Source organism: Stenotrophomonas sp. PD6, from assembly GCF_049199305.1.
Classification (GTDB): Bacteria; Pseudomonadota; Gammaproteobacteria; order Xanthomonadales; family Xanthomonadaceae; genus Stenotrophomonas.
In genome coordinates, this window is sequence record NZ_JBLZQD010000003.1 from 202372 (window position 1) to 223242 (window position 20871).

19 protein-coding genes are annotated in these 20871 nt (G+C 67.8%); 15 read left to right on the top strand and 4 right to left on the bottom strand.

From position 1 onward, the window contains the following. Positions 1-154 precede the first annotated feature (154 nt). Complete coding sequence (locus ACOZHM_RS06675) at positions 155-1639, bottom strand: AAA family ATPase (RefSeq protein ID WP_421568340.1); 1485 nt, start codon at positions 1637-1639, stop codon at positions 155-157. Positions 1640-1770: 131 nt separating this feature from the next. Between ACOZHM_RS06675 and ACOZHM_RS06680 the strand changes: the two genes are divergently transcribed. From ACOZHM_RS06680 to ACOZHM_RS06720, 9 genes are all read left to right on the top strand, one after another. After that, the gene (locus ACOZHM_RS06680; RefSeq protein ID WP_421568342.1) at positions 1771-2400 is read left to right on the top strand and encodes an AAA family ATPase; all 630 of its coding nucleotides are present in this window, start codon (positions 1771-1773) and stop codon (positions 2398-2400) included. Between the two features lie 16 nt (positions 2401-2416). Then, on the top strand, positions 2417-2893 hold the full coding sequence (locus ACOZHM_RS06685; protein ID WP_421568343.1) for a SixA phosphatase family protein: 477 nt from the start codon (positions 2417-2419) through the stop codon (positions 2891-2893). 75 nt (positions 2894-2968) lie between these two features. Continuing rightward, a complete protein-coding gene (locus ACOZHM_RS06690; RefSeq protein WP_421568619.1) occupies positions 2969-3508 on the top strand; it encodes a YceI family protein in 540 nt (179 codons plus the stop codon). Continuing rightward, a complete protein-coding gene (locus ACOZHM_RS06695) occupies positions 3505-5598 on the top strand; it encodes a phospholipase D family protein (RefSeq protein ID WP_421568344.1) in 2094 nt (697 codons plus the stop codon). Before ACOZHM_RS06690 ends, ACOZHM_RS06695 begins: the two co-directional genes overlap by 4 nt. A gap of 27 nt (positions 5599-5625) precedes the next feature. Beyond that, the gene (locus tag ACOZHM_RS06700; RefSeq protein ID WP_421568345.1) at positions 5626-6063 is read left to right on the top strand and encodes a hotdog fold thioesterase; all 438 of its coding nucleotides are present in this window, start codon (positions 5626-5628) and stop codon (positions 6061-6063) included. Positions 6064-6231: 168 nt separating this feature from the next. Then, positions 6232-7023, top strand: coding sequence for a lysophospholipid acyltransferase family protein (locus tag ACOZHM_RS06705; protein WP_421568346.1), 792 nt, complete (start codon positions 6232-6234; stop codon positions 7021-7023). Positions 7024-7077: 54 nt separating this feature from the next. Further along, complete coding sequence (locus tag ACOZHM_RS06710) at positions 7078-8070, top strand: YheT family hydrolase (protein WP_421568347.1); 993 nt, start codon at positions 7078-7080, stop codon at positions 8068-8070. A 64-nt stretch (positions 8071-8134) separates the two neighbouring features. Then, positions 8135-10204, top strand: coding sequence for a tetratricopeptide repeat protein (locus ACOZHM_RS06715; protein ID WP_421568349.1), 2070 nt, complete (start codon positions 8135-8137; stop codon positions 10202-10204). A 13-nt stretch (positions 10205-10217) separates the two neighbouring features. Continuing rightward, positions 10218-10829 carry a YbhB/YbcL family Raf kinase inhibitor-like protein gene (locus tag ACOZHM_RS06720; protein ID WP_421568350.1) on the top strand — a complete coding sequence of 204 codons (612 nt, stop codon included), beginning with the start codon at positions 10218-10220 and terminating at the stop codon, positions 10827-10829. A gap of 115 nt (positions 10830-10944) precedes the next feature. On the opposite strand, the gene ACOZHM_RS06725 is transcribed toward ACOZHM_RS06720, so the two are convergent. Both ACOZHM_RS06725 and ACOZHM_RS06730 read right to left on the bottom strand, forming a co-directional pair. Beyond that, positions 10945-11781, bottom strand: a complete 837-nt coding sequence (locus tag ACOZHM_RS06725; RefSeq protein ID WP_421568352.1) for an META domain-containing protein — start codon at positions 11779-11781, stop codon at positions 10945-10947. Positions 11782-11852: 71 nt separating this feature from the next. Beyond that, positions 11853-12647, bottom strand: coding sequence for an undecaprenyl-diphosphate phosphatase (locus ACOZHM_RS06730; RefSeq protein ID WP_421568353.1), 795 nt, complete (start codon positions 12645-12647; stop codon positions 11853-11855). Between the two features lie 302 nt (positions 12648-12949). Here ACOZHM_RS06730 and glnA point away from each other — a divergent pair, with 302 nt between their 5' ends. The 5 genes from glnA (at position 12950) to ACOZHM_RS06755 (ending at position 18801) form a co-directional block, all read left to right on the top strand. Then, a complete protein-coding gene (gene glnA, locus ACOZHM_RS06735) occupies positions 12950-14359 on the top strand; it encodes a type I glutamate--ammonia ligase (RefSeq protein ID WP_421568355.1) in 1410 nt (469 codons plus the stop codon). A gap of 308 nt (positions 14360-14667) precedes the next feature. Beyond that, positions 14668-15006, top strand: a complete 339-nt coding sequence (locus tag ACOZHM_RS06740) for a P-II family nitrogen regulator (RefSeq protein WP_026070924.1) — start codon at positions 14668-14670, stop codon at positions 15004-15006. Positions 15007-15025: 19 nt separating this feature from the next. Next, positions 15026-16462 (top strand): ammonium transporter, encoded by a 1437-nt coding sequence (locus ACOZHM_RS06745; RefSeq protein WP_421568356.1) that lies wholly within the window; start codon positions 15026-15028, stop codon positions 16460-16462. 212 nt (positions 16463-16674) lie between these two features. Then, positions 16675-17415: an N-acetylmuramoyl-L-alanine amidase gene (locus tag ACOZHM_RS06750; RefSeq protein WP_421568358.1), complete on the top strand. Its 741-nt coding sequence runs from the start codon at positions 16675-16677 to the stop codon at positions 17413-17415. Between the two features lie 204 nt (positions 17416-17619). Continuing rightward, complete coding sequence (locus ACOZHM_RS06755) at positions 17620-18801, top strand: murein transglycosylase A (RefSeq protein ID WP_421568359.1); 1182 nt, start codon at positions 17620-17622, stop codon at positions 18799-18801. A 338-nt stretch (positions 18802-19139) separates the two neighbouring features. On the opposite strand, the gene ACOZHM_RS06760 is transcribed toward ACOZHM_RS06755, so the two are convergent. Further along, positions 19140-19703: a fasciclin domain-containing protein gene (locus ACOZHM_RS06760; RefSeq protein WP_421568361.1), complete on the bottom strand. Its 564-nt coding sequence runs from the start codon at positions 19701-19703 to the stop codon at positions 19140-19142. A 226-nt stretch (positions 19704-19929) separates the two neighbouring features. Here ACOZHM_RS06760 and ACOZHM_RS06765 point away from each other — a divergent pair, with 226 nt between their 5' ends. Further along, positions 19930-20865, top strand: a complete 936-nt coding sequence (locus ACOZHM_RS06765) for an HAD family hydrolase (RefSeq protein ID WP_421568363.1) — start codon at positions 19930-19932, stop codon at positions 20863-20865. The last annotated feature ends 6 nt before the right edge of the window (positions 20866-20871 follow it).

Sequence of the window (20871 nt, forward strand, 5' to 3'; positions counted from 1 at the left end):
GCATAACACGACCATTCACCTGGGCCACGCGTTCAAGCACGCTTCCGGGCCCGGCCTGAGGCGGCCACCCCCCCCCCCCCCCCCCCCCCCGCCCCCCCCCCCCCCCCGCCGCCCCCCCCCCCCCCGCCGTAGAGCCGGGCTCTGCCCGGCTATCCTATTCGTCCGCGCTCACCGTGCGCCCGCGCGCCCATTCGCGCAGCGCGTTGACCTGTTCGGCCATCAGCACCGACAACGGGCGGCTGCCGCGGATCTCGGTCATCAGCAGCTCGGTATCCAGCGTGCGTTCCTCGGCGTGCGCCGCGTACAGCCCGGCCACGACGGCTTGCTCGATTTCAGCGCCGGAGAAGCCGTCGCTGGCGGCAGACAGTGCCGGCAGCGCGAAATCGTCGGCATTGAGCTTGCGCCGCCCCAGGTGCAGGCGCAGCAGCTCCACCCGGGTGTTGGCGTCGGGCAGGTCGACGAAGAAGATCTCGTCGAAGCGGCCCTTGCGCAGCAGCTCCGCCGGCAGCTCGTGCACCTGGTTGGCCGTGGCCACGATGAACACCGTGCTCTTGCGCTCGGCCAGCCAGGTCAGCAGGTGCCCGAGCACGCGGCGTGACACGCCCCCGTCCTCGCCACCGCTGGCCAGCCCCTTCTCGATCTCGTCGATCCACAACACGCAGGGGGCCAGCTGTTCGGCCGAGGCCAGCGCCTCGCGCAGGTTCTTCTCGGTCTCGCCGTGGTACTTGTCATACAGGCTGCCGAAGTCCAGCCGCAGCAGCGGCACGCCGAAGCCGGCGGCGGTGGCCTTGGCCAGCATCGATTTGCCGCAGCCCTGCACCCCCAGCAGCAGCATGCCCTTGGGCGGGTCGAGCCCGGCCGGGCCCTGGCCGCCCAGGAACACCGGGCGACGCTGGTTGACCCAGCGCTTGAGGCGGTTGGCGCCGGCCACGTCGGCGAACCGGGTGGTGTCGTACTCGTAATGCAGGTGCCCGGCGCGGTTGAGCAGCTCGAACTTCAGCTTGGCCAGCTGCGGCAGGTCGTCCTCGCGGATCGCACCGTCGGCGAAGATCAGCTGGCGGGCGATCCGGCGCGCATCGACCAGGCTCAGCCCGCGCAGGTTGTGCAGGATCTTCTTGACCGCATCGTTGTCGACTTCCACGCGGCGCCCGCCATTCTCGCGCGCATAGGCGGCCACTTCCTCGCGCAGCATCTTCAGCAGGGCGTTGGGGTCGGGCAGGCGCGGGTTGAAGCGGGTTGCCAGGGCTTCAAGCTCCGCCGGCAGCTCCACCTTGGCACCGATCAGCACCAGCACGTGCGCCTCGCAGTGGCGGCGCTGGATCAGGTCGCGCAACGCGCGCTGGTGGCTGGCATAGCCCAGGTAGGGGTGGAAATCGAGCAGCAGGTAGATGCCGCGCTGGTCGGCCTGGCGGATCATCTGCAGGGCCGAGCTGGCGTCGGGCGGGCCGACCGGCTCATCCTCGCGGTCCATGTCGATCCGGCGCAGGCCCTCGGTGATCGACCAGCGGTGCAGGGCCCGCCAGACGTGCATCAGGGTCTGGCGGAACAATTCGACAACGCGACCCTCGTCCTGGGTCTCGATGACAATCAGCGGGGTGTTGGCGCGGATAAGCGCACTGAGATCCTGTAACTCGCTCATACCGGCATGCAGTCCATTGGATCGCGCACGATAGCAAAGCGTCGGGGTATGCAGGAGGTTCAGCCGCGCGACTATCTCCATCACGGAGGGCGGTGTACGCTCGGGACACGTTCTCCAGAAGCGAGGCTGGCATGAAGACGATCCTGGTAGCCGGTTCCAAGGGTGGGGTGGGCAAATCCACCGTCGCCACCCACCTGGCGGCGCAGGCCGCCCTGGCCGGCAAACGGACCGTGCTGGCCGACGCCGACCCCCAGGGCTCCAGCACCCGCTGGGCCGAGCGCCGCGCGGGGCTGGAAAGCGCGGTGCTGCCGATCGACGCCACCGGCAAGAACCCGCTGAAGAAAGTGCCTGACGATACGGAGGTGCTGGTCATCGACGCCCCGGCCGGCGCGCGGGCGGCGGAGCTCGAGCCCTTCCTGGACGTGGCCGATGCCGTGGTGGTGCCGGTGCTGCCGTCGGCGCTGGATATCGAAGCCATCGTCGGCTTCCTCAACAGCCTGTCCAAGGTGCCGCGCGTGCACAAGCGCAAGTTGCCGGTCGGGCTGGTGCTCAACCGTACCAAGCCATGGACCCAGACCTCCCGCCAGGCCGAGCAGATGCTGGAGGAGTGGCCGTACCCGATCGTCGCCAAGCTGCGCGACACCCAGGGTTACGTGGTCATGACCGGCCTGGGCCGAAGCCTGTTCGATTACCGCTCCGCGCAGGTGCGCGAGCACCAGAGTGACTGGGAGCCACTGTTGCAGTGGTTGAAGATTGCCTGAGCCAGAAGAGAGCCTTATGCGAGAACTGATCCTGCTGCGCCACGCCCATGCCGAACCTGCGGGTACCGGACAGGCCGACCTTGACCGGCCGTTGTCGGCCGTTGGCCTGGCCGAAGCCGAAGCCGCCGGCAAGTGGCTGAAAGAAAACAAACTCCTGCCCGACTGCGTGCTGTGCTCGCCGGCGCGGCGTACCCGCGAAACGCTGGAAGCGGTGCTGGGCATCACCGGCTACACCGAGCAGAAGCTGGAGGATGGCGTCTATGACGCGACCCCCGGCACGCTGATCGGCCTGGTGGCCGACCGCACGGATGTGCAACGCCTGCTGGTGGTGGGCCACAACCCCGGCCTGGAGCAGCTTGTGCCCTTCCTGACCGACGGCAGCAGCAGCGATTACCGCGGCATGCCGCCCGGCGGTATCGCCGTTCTTTCCTTCGAAGGCGAGTCCGCCATCGAACCTGGTGCGGCCACGTTGACCCAGTTCTGGTGGCCGTAAGCTGTGACAGCAGTGCGCATCCTGCTGGGCTGTCTGCTCGGGCTGGCGGCGGGGGTGGTGCATGCCGAACCCCCGGTGTCGGCGCTGCCCCCGGTCCGTGCCACGCCCAAGCAGGTACTGGAGCTGGATACCGCGCGCTCGCGGTTCGGCTTCGAGATACGTACCCGTCTGGGCCAGCGCATCGAAGGCGTTTTCCCGCGCTTTGAGGGGCGCATCGACGTCCTGCCCGACGGGCGCCATCAGGTCCATCTGCGCATGTTCACCGGTTACGTGGAGATTCCCGGCAAGGACCGCTACACCGGCTGGATGCGCGGCGAGGAGTTCTTCGACGCCGGGCGCTACCCCGTGGTGGAGTTCGATTCGATTCCCTACCACCCCGAGCTGGTCGAAAAGGGCGGCGGCATCCAGGGGCGGCTGATCCTGCGCGGGGTGTCCCATCCCGAGACGCTGCAGGTGGAACCGGCGGCCTGCCCCCGGGCCGGGTATGATTGCGACGTCGTCAGCCGCGGTACCGTGCAGCGTGGCCGGTATGGGATGGACAGCTGGCAGCTAGCATTGAGTGATCGAGTGACCTTCGTATTGCGAGCGCGCCTGACCGAGGCGCCTAAACCGTGAATCCACTCCTGCGGGTAGTGGTACTGGCAACGCTGTTGCTGGGCAGTGGCTGTGCGTCGCTGTCCAACGCGGAGCGTGACCGTGCGTCCGGCATTGCCGCGCAGGCGCGCTCTCAAGTCGTTGATTGCGACAAGCCCGACCGTTGTGCGCTCGACTCGCCGCTGCGCGCGCTGGGCGGGCATGCCTTCAGCGAATCCACGCAGGCGGCGCCGCGCCACTACGCCACCCTGGTGGATGAAGGTGAGGTCGCCCTGGTGGCCCGGGTCAACCTGATCCGCAGTGCCACCCGCAGCATCGACCTGCAGACCTACATCTTCGACAAGGACGACAGCGCGCGCCTGGTGCTGGACGAACTGCTGGCCGCGGCACGGCGCGGGGTCAAGGTGCGCGTGCTGATCGACCAGTTGTCGGCCATTTCGGACCTGCAGATCCTGGGCGCGCTGGCCAGCAGCCACCAGAACTTCGAGTTGCGCGTGTACAACCCGACCTTCGGCAAGGCGCGGCTGAACTATGCCGACTACGCAGGCAGCGTGCTGTGCTGCTTCCGGCGCTTCAACCAGCGCATGCACAACAAGCTGCTGGTGATCGACGACGCGCTTGGCGTGGTGGGCGGCCGCAACTACCAGGACGACTATTACGACTGGGACAGCGAATACAACTTCCGCGACCGTGACGTGGTGGTCGCCGGCCCCGTCGCACGTGGCATGGCCGCCAATTTCGATGCGTTCTGGCATGCGCCACGCAGCGTGCCGGCCGAGCGCCTGAACGACGTGGGTCTCATCCTGCTCAAACAGGGCGCTCCGGCGATGCCACCGGCCGATTACCGCCGCCCGCAGCGGGTGGAACAGGTCATCGAAGAAGCCACCGATGCGGAATACGTACGCCGCACCTTCGTCGACACCGCACTGCCGGTGGCGTCGGTGCGTTACGTGGCCGACCTGCCACGCAAGCACCGCCGTGAACGCGCCAGCCAGCCTGCCAATGGTCAGCACGTAACCGAGCCGCAGCTGGACGCGCTGATTTCCGGCGCGCAGTCCGAAGTGCTGCTGCAGACCCCGTACCTGGTGCTGTCCAAGCCGGCGCGCAAGCTGTTCGAGGAACTGCGCAAACGCGAGAATCCACCGCGCATCGTAGTGTCCACCAACAGCCTGGCCGCCACCGACAACCCGATCGTCTACGCGCTCTCCTACAAGTACAAGCGCCGCAACCTGCGCGAGCTGGGCTTCAACATCTACGAATACAAGCCGTTCCCGCTCGACGCACCGGTCGACTACCGCAACCTGCTACCGGCACCGCTGGGTGAAGCCCCCGCCGGCGACGGCAAGCGGAGCAGCCTGCTCGGTGGCAGCGCCGCCGGCAGCAACGCGCGTGGCGGCAGCGGCAAGAGCAACCGCCGCAGTGACGGCGTGGCGGTCCAGCCCGCGCCCACCCCGGCAACGGCTGAGGACGAGTCCGATCGCGTTGCCGACACCGCCCGCCGCCAGCCGACCCCCGGCCCGGCGGCGCGCCGCCTCAACGACGGCAGCGCGGTGGAGCGCCGCGTGCTGCGTGCCGAAACCCGCCCCTCGTTCCTGGGCACAAAGGCGGTCAACAAGCCGCTGCCGGTGACCCGTAGCGGCGCGCGCATGGGGCTGCACGCCAAGTCGCTGGTGGTGGACCGCCGCATCGGCGTGGTCGGCACCCACAACTTCGACCCACGCAGCGAGAACTACAACACCGAAGGCGCGGTGATCATCGACGACCCGGTGTTCGCCGAAGCCCTGGCGCAGAGCATCCTGCGCGACATCCACCCCAAGAATTCCTGGACCGTGGCGCCGCGTACCAAGCCGCCGGTGCTGTCGGGCCTGAACTACAGCGTCGGCAAGGCCTCCGAGGCGCTGCCCGTCCTCGACTTCTGGCCGTGGCGCTACGCCACCGATTACGAGTTCCAGCCCGGCCCGGATTGCCCCGAGCCACTGCAACGGCAGGACGCGCGTTTCCACACCTGCTACATCGCCGTGGGCGACTTCCCCGAAGTCAACGTGGGCCCCAAGTGGCTGCTGGTGCGCATGCTCACCGCCTTCGGCGCCGGCCTGGTGCCGATCCTGTAATCCCCTACCGTCGTACGGAGATGCGTCATGTCCCTGGTATTTCGCGAGCCGGTCTCGATCGAGTCGCTCAACACGCTCAGCCGCAACACGTTGATCGAGCACCTCGGCATCGTCTTCACTGCCGCCGGCGATGACTGGGTGAGCGCGACCATGCCGGTCGATGCGCGTACCCGTCAGCCATACGGCATCCTGCACGGCGGCGCCTCCGTGGTGCTGGCCGAGACCCTGGGCAGCAGCGCCGGCAACCTGTGCGTGGATACCCGCGAACAGGTCTGCGTGGGCCTGGAGATCAACGCCAACCACATCCGCGCCCAGCGCGCGGGCACGGTCACCGGCACGGCGCGTGCGGTGCACGTGGGCCGCAGCACCCACGTCTGGGACATCCGGATCGAGGACGAGGCCGGCAAGCTGGTGTGTACGTCGCGCCTGACCCTGGCCGTGGTGCCCGCCGCACGCCCGGCCTGAGCGGCCCACCATGCGGATGCTGTGTTGCGCCGGTCGCGCCGGTGAGACCGGGGCGGCTGTGCCGCAGCCGGGCACCGGCTTGACCGCCTGCGGCGACTGGCCGCCGGTTGTCATCATTTTGTCCGGGATCAGCTGGCAGACCCCGCGGCGCTCGGGTATCGTTCGCGGATGACTTCCCCCACTTCGGCCTCACGTGGCGGCGTGGCGCGTGTGTGCCGTTATCTGTACCGCGTACCGCTGCTGCTGGTCCACCTGTTGCTGTTCCTGCCCCTGCTGCTGATTGCCATGCTGCCGCCGTGGGGCCCCCTGCGCGTGGGCGAGCGGACGTTCGAGCATGCCGCGGTGAATGCCTGGTCGGCCGGCTTGATGTGGATCTTCGGCTTCCGGCTGCAGCGCATCGGCACGCCGCTGCCGGGCGCCGTGCTGTTCGTGGCCAACCATGTCAGCTGGGTCGATATTTCCGTGCTGCACAGCCAGCGCATGATGGGCTTCGTGGCCAAGCGCGAAATCGCCGGCTGGCCGGTGGTGGGTTGGCTGGCCGCACGCGGGCAGACCATCTTCCACCAGCGCGGCAGCACCGAGTCGCTGGGCGGGGTCATGCAGGAAATGGTCGTGCGCCTGCAGGAAGGCAAGGCCGTGGGCGTGTTCCCGGAAGGCCGCACCCGCGGCGGCCGCGAAGTGGGCCCGTTCCATGCGCGCATCTTCCAGGCCGCCGTCGAGACCCAGGTGCCGGTGCAGCCGGTCGCGTTGCGCTACGGCCTGCACGGCGACGCGCAGACTATTGTCGCTTTCGGCCCGAACGAGAGCTTCTTCGCCAATTTCCTGCGCCTGCTGGGTGAGCCGGCACGCCGGGCCGAGGTGCATTTCCTCGCGCCCATCGGTACCCAGGACCTGGAAGGCCGCCGCCGCATCGCCGAAACCTCGCGTGCGCGCATCGTGGCGGCGATGGCTGCCGAGTAGCGCCGTGGCGCCCCTTCACGCGCCAGCGTTGCGTCCGGGTGCAGGCTCGCGCCCATGTTGACCGCTGCCGACTATCGCCCACCGCGTTGGCTGCGCAATCCGCACCTGCAGTCGATGCTCAGTTCCAGCCGCATGCGCATGCAGCGTGGCCTGGTGCTGCTGGCGGCCACTGGCGCGCTGACCGACGAAGTGATCCTGGACGGCGGCGACGGCGTGCGCCTGCAGGGCTGGCACAGCCGCATCGAAGGCCGTGAACCGGTGGGCATGGCGCTGTTGCTGCACGGCTGGGAAGGCAGTTCCGAATCCAGCTACATGCGCATGACCGCCGCACGCATGCTCGAGGCGGGCTATGACGTGGTACGCCTGAACTTCCGCGACCACGGCAACACCCACCACCTCAATCCCGGCATCTTCCATTCCAACCGTATCGACGAAGTGGTGCAGGCTGCCGGCGATATCGCCCGGCGGTGGCCGCAGCTGCCGCTGGTGGCCGCCGGCTATTCGCTGGGCGGCAACTTCGTGCTGCGCCTGGCGCTGCGCGCGCCATCGGCCGGCGTGCCGCTGCGCCGGGTGGCCTCGGTCTGCCCGGTGCTGGACCCGGCCATCACCATGGAAAACATTGAAAACGGCCCGGCGATGTACGATTGGTACTTCCGCCGCAAGTGGGCCGGTTCACTGCGCCGCAAGCGCGACCTGTTCCCCGAGCTGAGCGACTGGGACGACCGCGTGCTGAAGCTCGACATCCGCGCGCTGACCGCCTGGCTGGTGGAACACCACACCGAATTCGGCACGCTGCAGGCCTACTTCGACGGCTATTCCATCGCCGGCGACCGCCTGGCCGGCCTGGAAGTGCCCGCCGACATCCTGATGGCCCAGGACGACCCCGTCATTCCCTATGCCACCTTCAACGGCTGGCGCCTGCCCGCCCACGCCCGGCTGGAGATCGCGCCGTGGGGCGGCCACTGCGGGTTCCTGGAAAACTGGCGGGGCGATGGCTTTTCCGAGCGCTGGGTGGCCCAGCGGCTGAGCCTGGAAGCGCTGCGCTGACGGCAGCCCCGGCGTGCCGCTGCGGGTGTTCTACAATCGGGGTTTGACCCCAAGCCGGACCGTCATGCAAGACAAGATCATCCAGGCCCTGCGCCGCAACGCAGTGGAAGAAGCCGCCCAACTGGCGCGCGAATGGGTCCAGGCCGAGCCGGAGCAGCCGCAGGCGCACCGCTGGCTGGCCCTGGCCCTGCAGCAGCAGGGCCAGCACGACGACGCGCTGGAAAGCCTGCAGCGTGGCCTGGCGCTGGCGCCGGACAACGCGGACCTGCACCTGCAGCACGCCGGCCTGCTGTTGGCGCTGCGCCAGTTCGAGGCGGCCAACACGGCGCTGGACCGCACCGCCACGCTCAACCCCAATGAACTGTCGGCCTACCTGATGCAGGCCCACCTGGCGCTGTCGCGCAACGACGTGGACGAGGCCGAGCGGATCACCCGCATCGCCGCCCGGGTCGACCAGGACAATCCCGAAGTGGTGGCGCTGCAGGGCATGATCGCCCTGCGCCGCAACGATGCCGACCGCGCGCTGGCCATGCTGTCGGCGGCCAGCCAGGCGCTGCCCAACGACTCGCGCATCCTGTACACGCTGGGCTTTGCCTACCTGGCCAAGGACATGCTGGCCTTCGCCGAGCAGGCCTTCCGCCGTGTGCTCGAACTGAATCCCGGCATCACCTCGCTGCAGGGGCTGCTGGTCCAGCTGGCGTTGCGCCAGGGCAACACCGAAAGCGCCGCGGCCACGTTGAACCAGGTGCTGGCCCAGCCGGAAACCGATACCCCCGCCATGCGCCGCCTGGCCGGTGAGCTGGCGCTGCAGAGCGGCGAGCCGCTGCAGGCGCTCGACCACCTGCTGCCGGTACTGGAGCAGTGGCCGGCCGATCGCCAGACCCTGCAGCTGCTGTTGATGGCCTGGCAGCGCCTGGGCCGCGAAGCGCAGGCCCGCGAGACCCTGGATGCCGCCCTGGCCAACCACCCGCAGGAACACAACCTGTGGCTGGCGCGGCTGTCGATCGACCCGGTCGGCGGTACGGATGCCGCAGCCGTTGCCGACCGTTGGATCGACGCCATGCCAGGCCACATGGCCGCGCTGGAAACGCGTATGCGCGTGCACGACATGGCCGACGAACCCGACGCGGCCGAGGCCGTCGCGCGCCGCATCATCGCGCTGGAGCCGGGCCGGGCCAGTGGCGAAACGCGCCTGGTGGATGCGCTGCTGGCGCGCGACCCCGCCGCCGCCGTAGCGCAAGTGGAACAGCTGGTGGCGCAGTCCCCGGCCGAGGCACAGCCGGGCCTGCGCGCGTGGCTGGGTTCGGTGCAGGACCGGGCCGCGCAGCACGACGCTGCACTGGCCACCTGGACCAGCCTGCATGCCAGCGAAGCGCCCACGCGCCTGCCGCTGCCGCCGCAGGCCAAGGCGCCATTGAGCTGGCCGGAGCTGGGCGAGGTGGCTGCAGGCAGCAGCGCGCGCCCCATGTTCGTGTGGGGCGCCCCCGGTTCGGGCGTCGAGCGCGTGATCGCCGCCATTGCCGCCGCCAGCCAGGTGCTGCGTGGCGACCGCTTCGGCGCCAATCCGCCCAATGACGCCTTCCAGAGCTACCACGCGCTGCAGGACCTCTCGACCGGCAAGCTCACCCCCGAGGCGCTGATCGCGCAATGGCGCTATCAGCTGCCGGCGCGTGGCCTGGCCGATGCCAATGTGATCGACTGGCTGCTGTGGTGGGACAACGCGCTGCTGTGGGCGCTGCGCCCGCAATTGCCGGAAGGCCGCCTGCTGCTGGTGCTGCGCGACCCGCGCGACATGTTGCTGGAATGGCTCGCCCACTGCGCGCCGGCGCCGTTCGCAGTGACCTCGGTCAATGAAGCGGCCGAATGGCTGGCGCGCGCGCTGACCCAGGTTGCCACGCTGCACGAGCAGGACCTGTACCCGCACGCGCTGGTGCGCATCGACGAGATCGGCAACGACCCGGCAGCGATGGCCGAGCACCTGGGCCGTCTGTTCGGGGTGAGCTTCCCGCCCGCGCAGACACTGGGCCCGGCACGCTTCCCGGCCGGTTACTGGCGCCAGTACAGCGGCCTCCTGGCTGGCGCATTCGCCCAACTCACCCCGGTCGCGGTGCGGCTTGGCTACCCGGAAGCATAAGGAGAGCGGTGCGATGAAACTGACCAGTACCGGCCTGCGCAACGGCGCGCCGATTCCCGCCACCTTCGCCGCCGGCGATGCCAACGGGTTTGCCGCCAACCGCAACCCGCCGCTGGCGTGGAGCGAGGTGCCCGAGGGCACCCGTTCCTTTGCGCTGCTGTGCGTCGACCCGGATGTGCCGACCGTGCCCGAGACGGTCGGCCGCCACGACCGCAGCGTGCCGCGCGACCAGCCACGGGCCGACTTCGTGCATTGGGCCATGGCCGATATTCCGGCCGACCTGCGCGAGATCGCTGAAGGCAGCTGCAGCAATGGCTTCACCGTGAAGGGCAAGCCGCAACCGGCCGGCCCGGCCGGCGCGCGCCAGGGCCTGAACGACTTCACCGGCTGGTTCGCCGGCAACCCGGACATGGCCGGCCAGTACCTGGGCTATGACGGCCCGTACCCGCCGTTCAACGACGAGCGCGTGCACCGGTATTTCTTCCGCCTGTTCGCGCTGGACGTGGCCACGCTCGACCTGCCCACCCCGTTCACCGCCGCCGACGTGCACAAGGCCATGCACGGCCATGTGCTGGCCGAAGCGGCGCTGCATGGCACCTACACGCTGAATCCGGCGTTGGCGTAAGCGAAACGCGTGCCGAAGAGAACGGCAGGAGCCGTTCTCAACGTCGCGCAGCGACGGCCCGCAGGGGGCCCGCCAGGACGGCGGGCATACCGTTGGCCGGCACACGCGATGCCGGTTATTTCTCGATCGCAGACTCCACGACCATATCCAGCACATACGCCTTCGACGACGCATCGGCCGGCGGATTGGCCACGTTGAAGCGCTTCACCCGCAGCACGTTGCGCGTGCCGGCTTCGTGCGTGTAGCCCTCGATCACGTCGTAGAAGTTCTCGAACGCGCCCGGCGTGCCCTGCTTGATGCCCTTGTCGTCGAAGTGGATCTCGCGGGTCTGCAGGCACTGCTTGTCGCGGATCATCGGGTGCGGGCACGGCTTGGTCTGTGCGGCCACCTCGATGAAGATCGTCTCGCCCGGCCCACCGAAGCGGGTCTCGGCGGTCGGCTGCGGGGTGAACACCAGCACATCACCGCTGGCGGTGCGCAGGGTGAGCTGGCCTTCGCCGCCCAGCTCGGTCTTCAGTGCACCTTCCAGGCGCGAGCCGACGGCCTGGTCCAGCGCCATCAGCGCCTTGTCGGTGCAGGCCATCATGGTCGAGGCCATCGGCGAAACCGTCAGCGTGTTATCGGCCAGCGTGTAGCCCCCGCCCATGCGGTTGCAGGTATTGCTGACGGCGAGGCGGCCGTCGGTGAAGTCCAGCGTGACCGGCTTGTCGGCGCGTGCGAACAGCGCATCGATGCGCTTGCCGGCGCTGTCGGTAGCGCTGTCGAGCAGCCAGTGGTTGCCCTGCAGGCGCTGCGCGTCCAGCTGTGCGACGGCCTTCTGGTCCGCCGCAGCGGTCGGGGCCGGGGCCAGCTCATCGCGGCCGGTGCCGGCAGGTGCCGGGGTGGACGGGTTGCTGCAGGCGGCCATCAGGGCCAGCGGCAGGATCAGCATCAGGGTGCGGGTGGTTTTCATGGACATCTCCTTGGGAACCCGGGGAAGAACGTTGGAGCACCCCGGGTGGGGTTGCGGCGGCGCGGCGCTGTTCAGTTGCCGGCAGGCAGGAACAGCAGCAGGCCCGCGCCGAGTGCGATCCGGTAGAACGCGAAGGCGGTGAAGCGGTGGGCCTTGATATAGCCCAGCAGCCACTTCACTACGACGAAGCCGGTGATGACCGCGGCAACGAACGCCACGCCGACGTCGGTCCAGTTCTCGCTGGCCAGCTTGCCGTCCTTGGCCAGTTCCAGGAACGCGTAGCCACTGGCGGCGAACATGGTGGGAATACCCACCAGGAATACGAATTCAGTTGCCGCCGCGCGCCGGCTCAGGCCGAACAGCATGGCGATGAAGATCGCCGCGGCCGAGCGCGAGGTGCCGGGAAACACGCCGGCCACCACCTGCGCCAGGCCGACCAGCACGGCCACCTTCCAGGTCACCTCGTCGCGGTCGGGCAGGCGGGCGGTACGCGCCTCCACCAGCAGCATCCAGATGCCACCGATGATCAGCGCCCAGGCCACCGGGGTGACCGTTTCGGGCAGCTCCCAGCCGGCCAGCCGCACCGGCAGGCCCACGATCGCGGTGACCAGGAACGCGGTGCCCAGCTTCAGCACGTAATCGCGGTTGGCACGGTCCTGCAGGCCCGTGGCCAGCGTCCACAGCCGCTGGCGGAACACCAGCGTGATGGCCAGGATCGCGCCGGCCTGGATCACGATGTTGAAGAAGTCCGAGCGCGCGCCCAGCCAGTGCTGGGCGATCAGCAGGTGGCCGGTGCTGGAAATCGGGAGGAATTCGGTAACGCCTTCAAGGATGCCCAACAACAGGGCGGAGAGCAGGTCGGACATCGGCGGGCAAAGGCTCTTTGAATGAAAACGGGGTAACGCCGGGACGTTGCCCGGCAACTTCGGTAGCGCCGGGCTCTGCCCGACAAATTTTGTAGCGCCGGGCTCTGCCCGGCTGCACAAGCATAAAACATCGGATGGCGCACCAAATGTGTGCACGGTGCGGTCATTGCACCGCAATGGTGCGCTGCGTTCAGCGCCCATCCGGGTGCACGCCGTGTGAAATCAATCACTTGTGCGCCAAAGAAAGTTGGCACGGGGATTGCTCTACCTACACAGGCAATCACCCATCTGAGGTTTCACCGATGTCCGTGGAAAACGTTGAGAAGCTGATCAAGGACAACCAGATCGAGTTCATCGACCTGCGTTTCGTCGACATGCGCGGTATCGAACAGCACGTGACCTTCCCGGCCAGCATCATCGAGCCGGCCCTGTTCGAAGAAGGCAAGATGTTCGACGGCAGTTCCATCGCCGGCTGGAAAGGCATCAACGAATCGGACATGGTGCTGCTGCCGGACCCGTCCAGCGCGTACGTGGACCCGTTCTACGCCGACCCGACCCTGGTCATCAGCTGCGACATCCTCGACCCGGCCACCATGCAGCCGTACGGCCGCTGCCCGCGCGGCATCGCCAAGCGCGCCGAGGCCTACCTGAAGTCCTCCGGCATCGCCGAGCAGGCGTTCTTCGGCCCGGAGCCGGAGTTCTTCATCTTTGATTCGGTCCGTTTCTCCAACGACATGGGCCACACCTTCTTCAAGATCGATTCCGAAGAAGCGGCCTGGAGCACCGGCGACAAGTACGACGGCGCCAACAGCGGCTACCGTCCGGCAGTGAAGGGTGGCTACTTCCCGGTTCCGCCGACCGATTCGCTGCACGACCTGCGCGCTGAAATGTGCAAGACGCTGGAACAGGTCGGCATCGAAGTCGAAGTGCAGCACCACGAAGTGGCCACTGCCGGCCAGTGCGAAATCGGCACCAAGTTCAGCACCCTGGTGCAGAAGGCCGACGAACTGCTGCGCATGAAGCACGTCATCAAGAACGTGGCCCACCGCAACGGCAAGACCGCCACCTTCATGCCCAAGCCGATCGTCGGCGACAACGGCAGCGGCATGCACGTGCACCAGTCGCTGTCCAAGGGCGGCACCAACCTGTTCTCCGGTGACGGCTACGGCGGCCTGAGCCAGATGGCGCTGTGGTACATCGGCGGCATCTTCAAGCACGCCAAGGCCATCAACGCCTTCGCCAACTCCGGCACCAACAGCTACAAGCGCCTGGTCCCGGGCTTCGAAGCCCCGGTCATGCTGGCCTACTCGGCCCGCAACCGCTCTGCGTCGTGCCGCATTCCGTGGGTGTCCAACCCGAAGGCGCGCCGCATTGAAATGCGCTTCCCCGATCCGATCCAGTCCGGCTACCTGACCTTCACCGTGCTGATGATGGCCGGCCTGGACGGCATCAAGAACCAGATCGACCCGGGCGCACCGAGCGACAAGGATCTGTACGACCTGCCGCCGGAAGAAGAGAAGCTGATCCCGCAGGTCTGCTCCTCGCTCGACCAGGCCCTGGAAGCGCTGGACAAGGACCGCGAGTTCCTCAAGGCCGGTGGCGTGATGAGCGACGACTTCATCGACGGTTACATCGCGCTGAAGATGCAGGAAGTGACCCGCTTCCGCGCCGCCACGCACCCGCTCGAATACCAGATGTACTACGCCAACTGAGCAACAGGTGGCGATGCCGAAGGACTTCCCTCCCACCTTCGTCATCGCCACCGCTTCACCAATGCGCGACGGCTGGGGAGCCGAAACGCAAGGCAATTTGCAACACCAGGGGCAAGAGAGACCGGACGCGCAGCATGGGCCTTCCTCCCTCCCGCGTCACCGCTGGCGTCGCCCTCACGGGCGTCGGCACCGGCGTGGTCCATGCAACGTCCGGCGCAACGACCGGCGGCCATGTGCAAGTGGTCGTCGGTTGACCTGACATCGGCCTGCGATTGCAGGCCGGTTCCATCCACCATCGGGATATGCGCATGAAACTGATCTCCGCCATCATCCGGCCGTTCAAGCTCGACGAGGTCCGCGAGGCCCTCTCCGATGCGGGCGTGTCGGGCATCACCGTGACCGAGGTCAAGGGTTTCGGTCGCCAGAAGGGTCACACCGAGTTGTACCGCGGCGCGGAGTACGTCGTGGACTTCCTGCCGAAGATCAAGATTGAAACCGTGGTCACCGACGACCGCCTGGACGCCGTGGTCGAAGCCATCCAGAACGCGGCCGGCACCGGCAAGATCGGCGACGGCAAGATTTTCGTCACCGCGGTCGAACAGGTCGTGCGCATCCGCACCGGCGAAATCGGCGCGGACGCGCTCTAACTCTCACTCGGAGCCCACAATGAAGACTTCCTTGTTCACCGGGTGGCAAGCCCGGTTCCATGCCGTGTGCCTGATGATGCTCATCAGCGCGCTGGCCGTTGGCGCCTTCTCTGGCACCGCACATGCCCAGGCCCAGGTAAGCCCGGCACCGACCGAAAGCGTGGCCGTCGAACCGCTGCCCACCCCCGACGCCGCGCCCGCCGCGGCCGCTGAACCTGCCGCCGCCGCGGCGCCCAGCTTCGACCACGGCGACGTGGCCTGGATGCTGACCTCCACCCTGCTGGTCCTGCTGATGGTCGTGCCGGGCCTGGCGTTGTTCTACGGCGGCCTGGTCCGCTCCAAGAACGTGTTGTCCATCCTCAGCCAGATCCTGGTGGTGTTCTCGCTGGTGCTGATGCTGTGGGTGGCCTATGGCTACAGCGCGGTGTTCAGCGAAGGCAACCAGTTCTTCGGCTCGTTCACCCAGTTCGCCTTCCTCAAGGGCTTCGCCCCCGACTCGGTTGGCAACACCCCGATCAAGGGCCTGCCCGATTACCTGTTCGTCGCCTTCCAGTCCACCTTCGCCGGCATCACCACCGCGCTGATCGTCGGTGCGTTCGCCGAGCGCATCAAGTTCAAGGCCGTGCTGCTGTTCTCGGCGCTGTGGTTCACCCTGAGCTACATCCCGATGGCGCACATCGTGTGGGGCGGCGGTTACCTGGGCGCGATGGGTGCGATCGACTTCGCCGGTGGCACCGTGGTGCACATCAACGCGGGTGTCGCCGGCCTGGTGGCCGCGTACTTCGTCGGCAAGCGCATCGGCTACGGCCAGACCGCGCTCAAGCCGCACAACGTGCCGTTCACGTACATCGGCGCGATGCTGCTGTGGGTGGGTTGGTTCGGCTTCAACGCCGGTTCCGCCGCCGCCGCCGACACCGTGGCCTCGCTGGCCTTCATCAACACCATCCTCGCCACCGCCGCTGCGGTACTGGGCTGGACCCTGGTGGAAGCGGTCAGCAAGGGCAAGCCGTCCGCGCTGGGTGCCGCCTCGGGCGCGGTTGCGGGCCTGGTCGGCATCACCCCGGCCTGCGGCACCGTGGGTCCGCTGGGCGCCATCGTGATCGGCCTGGTCACCGGCGTGGTCTGCGTGTGGGGCGTCACCGGTCTCAAGCGCCTGCTCAAGGTCGATGACACCGCCGACGTGTTCGGCGTGCATGGCGTGGGCGGTATCGTCGGCGCGCTGCTCACCGGCGTGTTCAGTGCGCAGTCGCTGGGCGGCACCAAGGCCGACCTCGACATCGGCCACCAGGTGTGGGTGCAGCTGGTCAGCGTGGGCTTCACCATCGTCTGGTGTGCCGTCGTCACCGTAGCGATCCTGCTGGTGGTGCGCCTGGTCTTCGGCCTGCGCGTGACCGAGGAAGCCGAGCGCACCGGCCTGGATGTAACCTCGCATGGCGAATCGGCCTACGAGGCCTGACGGCCAAGCAATCGGTAGTGCCGACTGTGTAGTGCCGACTGTTGGTCGGCAACTAATCAAACAATGATCCACCCGGTAGCGCCGGGCTCTGCCCGGCAACCGAAGAAACAAGAAACGAGAGAGAGAGACGTCATCTTGGCCGGTGTCCCGAAAGGAACACCGGCCTTTTTCCTGCATTCGCGCCCCGCACCCCAATCGGCCACAATCGAGCCATGCGCCGATTCCGCCTTCCGCTCATGCTGCTCGCCACCGTCCTGCTCGCCGCCTGCGCCAGCACCGACGTGCGCAGCCCGCTCGCGACCTGGGTGCCGTCGCCGAACCACAACGCGCGCAGCCCGGTCATCATCGTGTTGCACCACACCGACCAGGACAACGTGCAGCAGAGCCTGCACACCCTGCGAACCGCCAACAGCGGCGGTAAGGTCAGCTCGCATTACCTGGTCGGTTCGGATGGCCACATCTACCAGCTGGTGGCCGACAACCGCCGCGCCTGGCATGCCGGCGGCGGCCGCTGGGGCACGATCACCGATCTCAACTCCGCCTCAATCGGCATCGAGATCGACAACGACGGCAACAGCCCGTTCGCGCCCGACCAGATCGCCGCCCTGGTCCGCCTGCTCGACGACCTGTGCGCGCGCCTGAACATTCCGCGCACCCAGATCATCGCCCACGCCGACCTGGCGCCGGCCCGGAAGCAGGACCCCAGCCGCTACTTCCCTTGGCAGCAGCTGGCAGAGGCCGGCTTCGGCGTATGGCCGCGCGCCAGCGATGGCCCGGCCCCCGCAGGCTTCGATCCCTGGCTCGCACTCCAGGCTTTCGGCTACCCGCTCGACGATCGCGCGGCGGCGGCAGGCGCGTTCCACCGCCGCTTCCGCGGCCGCGACGACCTGCCGCCGCAGCTCGACGCCGAAGACGCCCGCATCCTGCACTCGCTGCTGCAACAGACGCGCTGAGCGGACGCAGCCAGGCCGCTGCGACCACGGAGGATGCCGACCGCACGCACGGCTGTCCCACATGCGACGCCGTACACGGGCTGGCCCCCATGCGACGGCACGCACGACCGGCCTACATGCGACGGGGTAGAGCGGACTGTTAGTCCGCTGCTTCAGCAACCGCCACCTACAATCAACAGTCGACACCACCCCAGAAGAGCCTCCATGACGGCCAAGCGCATCCCCGCCGCATTCAAGCACCCCGCCTTGACCCTCCTGGGCCTGTCCCTCCTCACCGCCTGCAGCATCAGCACCCCGAAGCCGGATGCACCGCCCACCGTAACCAGAACCGCGACCAACACCTACGCCAGGGCCGATTGGAAGGCACTCCCCGCCGTGGCCGACACCGACCTCCAGGCAGGCTTCGCCGCCTGGCGCAGCGCCTGCACACGCCTCAAGACCGACACCACCTGGGCGTCCACCTGCGCCGCCGCCGCCAACGTCGCTGCAACACCGGCCGACATCCGCCAGTTCCTGCAGGACCGCCTCGACGTCTACGCACTGCGTGCCGGCGGCAACCGCGCCGACGGTCTCATCACCGGCTATTACGAACCGGTCTACCCCGGCAGCCTGACCCGCACGCCTGCGGCATCGGTGCCGGTGTACGGCGTACCCACCGACATGGTCAGCGTGCAGCTCGACGACCTCTACCCCGAACTCAAGGGCAAGCGCCTGCGCGGCCGTGTGCAGGGCCGCGTGCTCAGGCCCTACGACGACGCCGCCACCATCAACGCCAAGGGCGCCAACGCACCGGTGCTGGCGTGGCTGACCCACCCCATGGACCTGCAGTTCCTGCAGATCCAGGGCTCCGGTCGCATCCGCCTGGACGATGGCCGCCAGCTGCGCATCGCCTACGCCGACCAGAACGGCCACCCGTATCGCCCCATCGGCCGCTGGCTGGTGGAGCAGGGTGAACTGAAGAAAGAAGACGTCACCATGGACGCCATCCGCACCTGGGCCAACGCGCACCCGGCGCGCATTCCGGAACTGCTGGCCAGCAACCCCAGCTATGTGTTCTTCAGCAAGGGGCCGGACGACGGCAACGGCCCGCGCGGCTCATTGAACGTGCCGCTGACGGCGGGCTACAGCGTCGCGGTGGACCGCACTGTGGTGCCGCTGGGCAGCCTGCTGTGGCTGTCGACCACCCGCCCGGACGGCACGCCGGTGGTGCGCCCGGTCGCCGCGCAGGACACCGGCGGCGCCATCGCCGGCGAAGTCCGGGCCGACCTGTTCTGGGGCACCGGCGATGCCGCCGGCAAGCTGGCCGGCGACATGAAACAGAAGGGCAATATCTGGTTGCTCTGGCCAAAGGGCGCCGCGTTGCCGGTGGCACCTGCCGGAGGTTGATTACCCGCTGGCAGCACGGCTGACCGCATCAATGCCGGTGCCAAGATCCGGCGTTCCCGTGGCGGCCTACGTTGCATTCCTGCAGTTGGCGCAGCCGTCGCTGCAGGCGGCCAACATTCGCATGGGGGTCGCCGTGATCGCGGCTTGCCTGGCACTCGTTTTTCTCGTGCCGGTCACGCGCAAACAGCGGCCGTGGCGCTGCGCGGCACCTCCTGCAGGCACCGGACGTAGAGCCACGCCGTGCGTGGCTGCGTTTCGTTCGGCGCCGCACAGCCACGCAGGGCGTGGCTCTACCGCGCCTTGGCGGGCATCGTTGGATGCCCGCCAGCCCTGCGCGTTTACTTCGGCATGAGAACCGTATCGATCACATGGATCACGCCATTGGACTGCGTCACGTCGGCAATGGAGACGCCGGCCTTTCCGCCCTTGGCATCCACGACCCACAGCTTGCCGTCATGCAGCTTGATGGTCAGCGGTTCGCCCTGAACGGTCTTCAGCGTGGTCATTCCCCCATGCGCCTTCGCGTCGGCCATCAGCTTCTGCGACGTGTAGGTGCCGGGCACCACGTGGTACGTCAGGATCTTGGTCAGATCGGCCTTGTGCTCAGGCTTGATCAGGGTATCGACGGTGCCGGCAGGCAGCTTGGCGAAGGCGGCGTTGGTCGGCGCAAAGACGGTGAAGGGACCCTTGCTGTTGAGCGTGTCCACTAGGCCGGCGGCCTTTACGGCGGCCACCAACGTGGTGTGGTCCTTGGAGTTGAGGGCGTTCTCGACGATGGTCTTGGTCGGGTACATGGCTGCCCCGCCGACCATGACGGTATCGGCGGCGTAGCTGAATGAGGCGGCGGAGGACAGCACGGCGAAACTGGCGATCGCGGTGACGCGGTGAAGAATGGTGCGCATGGAATATCTCCTGGATTCTTCGGCCCTCAGGGTGAGGACATGGAAAGGTACGGGGCGTCCTGCGAAACGGATGCAGGCCACCGGGCCTCGATATTTGCTGGCCCGCATTGGTGCAATGCCGCACGTCCAGTAGAACTACCGCGATGCGGGCAGTGGTTCTGCGCAGGTGCCAACTGCATGATCGGAATAGCATTTCCGGTGAATCTGTACGCACGGAGACGGGGTCATGCAGGAAGGTCTGCTGAAGAGTTGGAATCACGGCGCGACGCGCCAGGCGATCATCGCCTTCGTAGCGAGGGTCACCCAGGAGGGCGGCACCGACTACGTGCCGCCCGCCGCCAGGATCGCGGTGTTCGACAACGACGGCTGCCTGTGGTGCGAAAAGCCGATGCCCATCCAGGCCGACTTCCTCCTCCGCCGCATCGCCGAACAGGCCGCCGCAGATCCCGCGCTATGCGAGAAGCAGCCGTGGAAAGCCGTGCACGACAAGGACCAGGCATGGCTGGGTGGTGTCATCACCCAACACTACGAAGGCGATGACACCGCGCTCAAGCAGATGGCGGCGGGACTGCTGTCGGCCTATGTGGATGACGAGGTCGGCGCGTTCGCAGAACGAGCCGAACACTTCCTGCGCAGCGCGCAGAACCCAGTGCTGAAGCGACCCTATCTCAAGACGGCGTACGCGCCGATGCGCGAACTGCTGCACTACCTGGAGGCCAATCAGTTCACCAACTACATCGTGTCCGGCGGCGGGCGCGACTTCATGCGGCCGATCACCGCCGAGCTCTATGGCATTCCGCCGGAGCGCGTGGTGGGTACCACGGTTGCCTTGGAGTACCGCGAAGAAGACGGCGTCGGCAAGCTGTTCCACACCTCCAGGCTGGAGGTGTTCGATGACGGCCCCAACAAGGTGGTCAGGATCTGGAGCCGCATCGGCGCGCGCCCGATCTTCGCCGCCGGCAATTCCAACGGCGATATCCAGATGCTGCAGTTCGCCACCCAGGGCAAGGGTGCGTCGCTGGCGCTGCTGGTCACGCATGACGATGACGAGCGCGACATTCCGTACACCTCCGGCGCGCAGAAGTCGGTGGCGCTGGCGAAGGAGCGCGGCTGGCCGCTGGTAAGCGTGCGCGATGACTGGTCACGGGTGTTTGTGGACTGAGCGAAA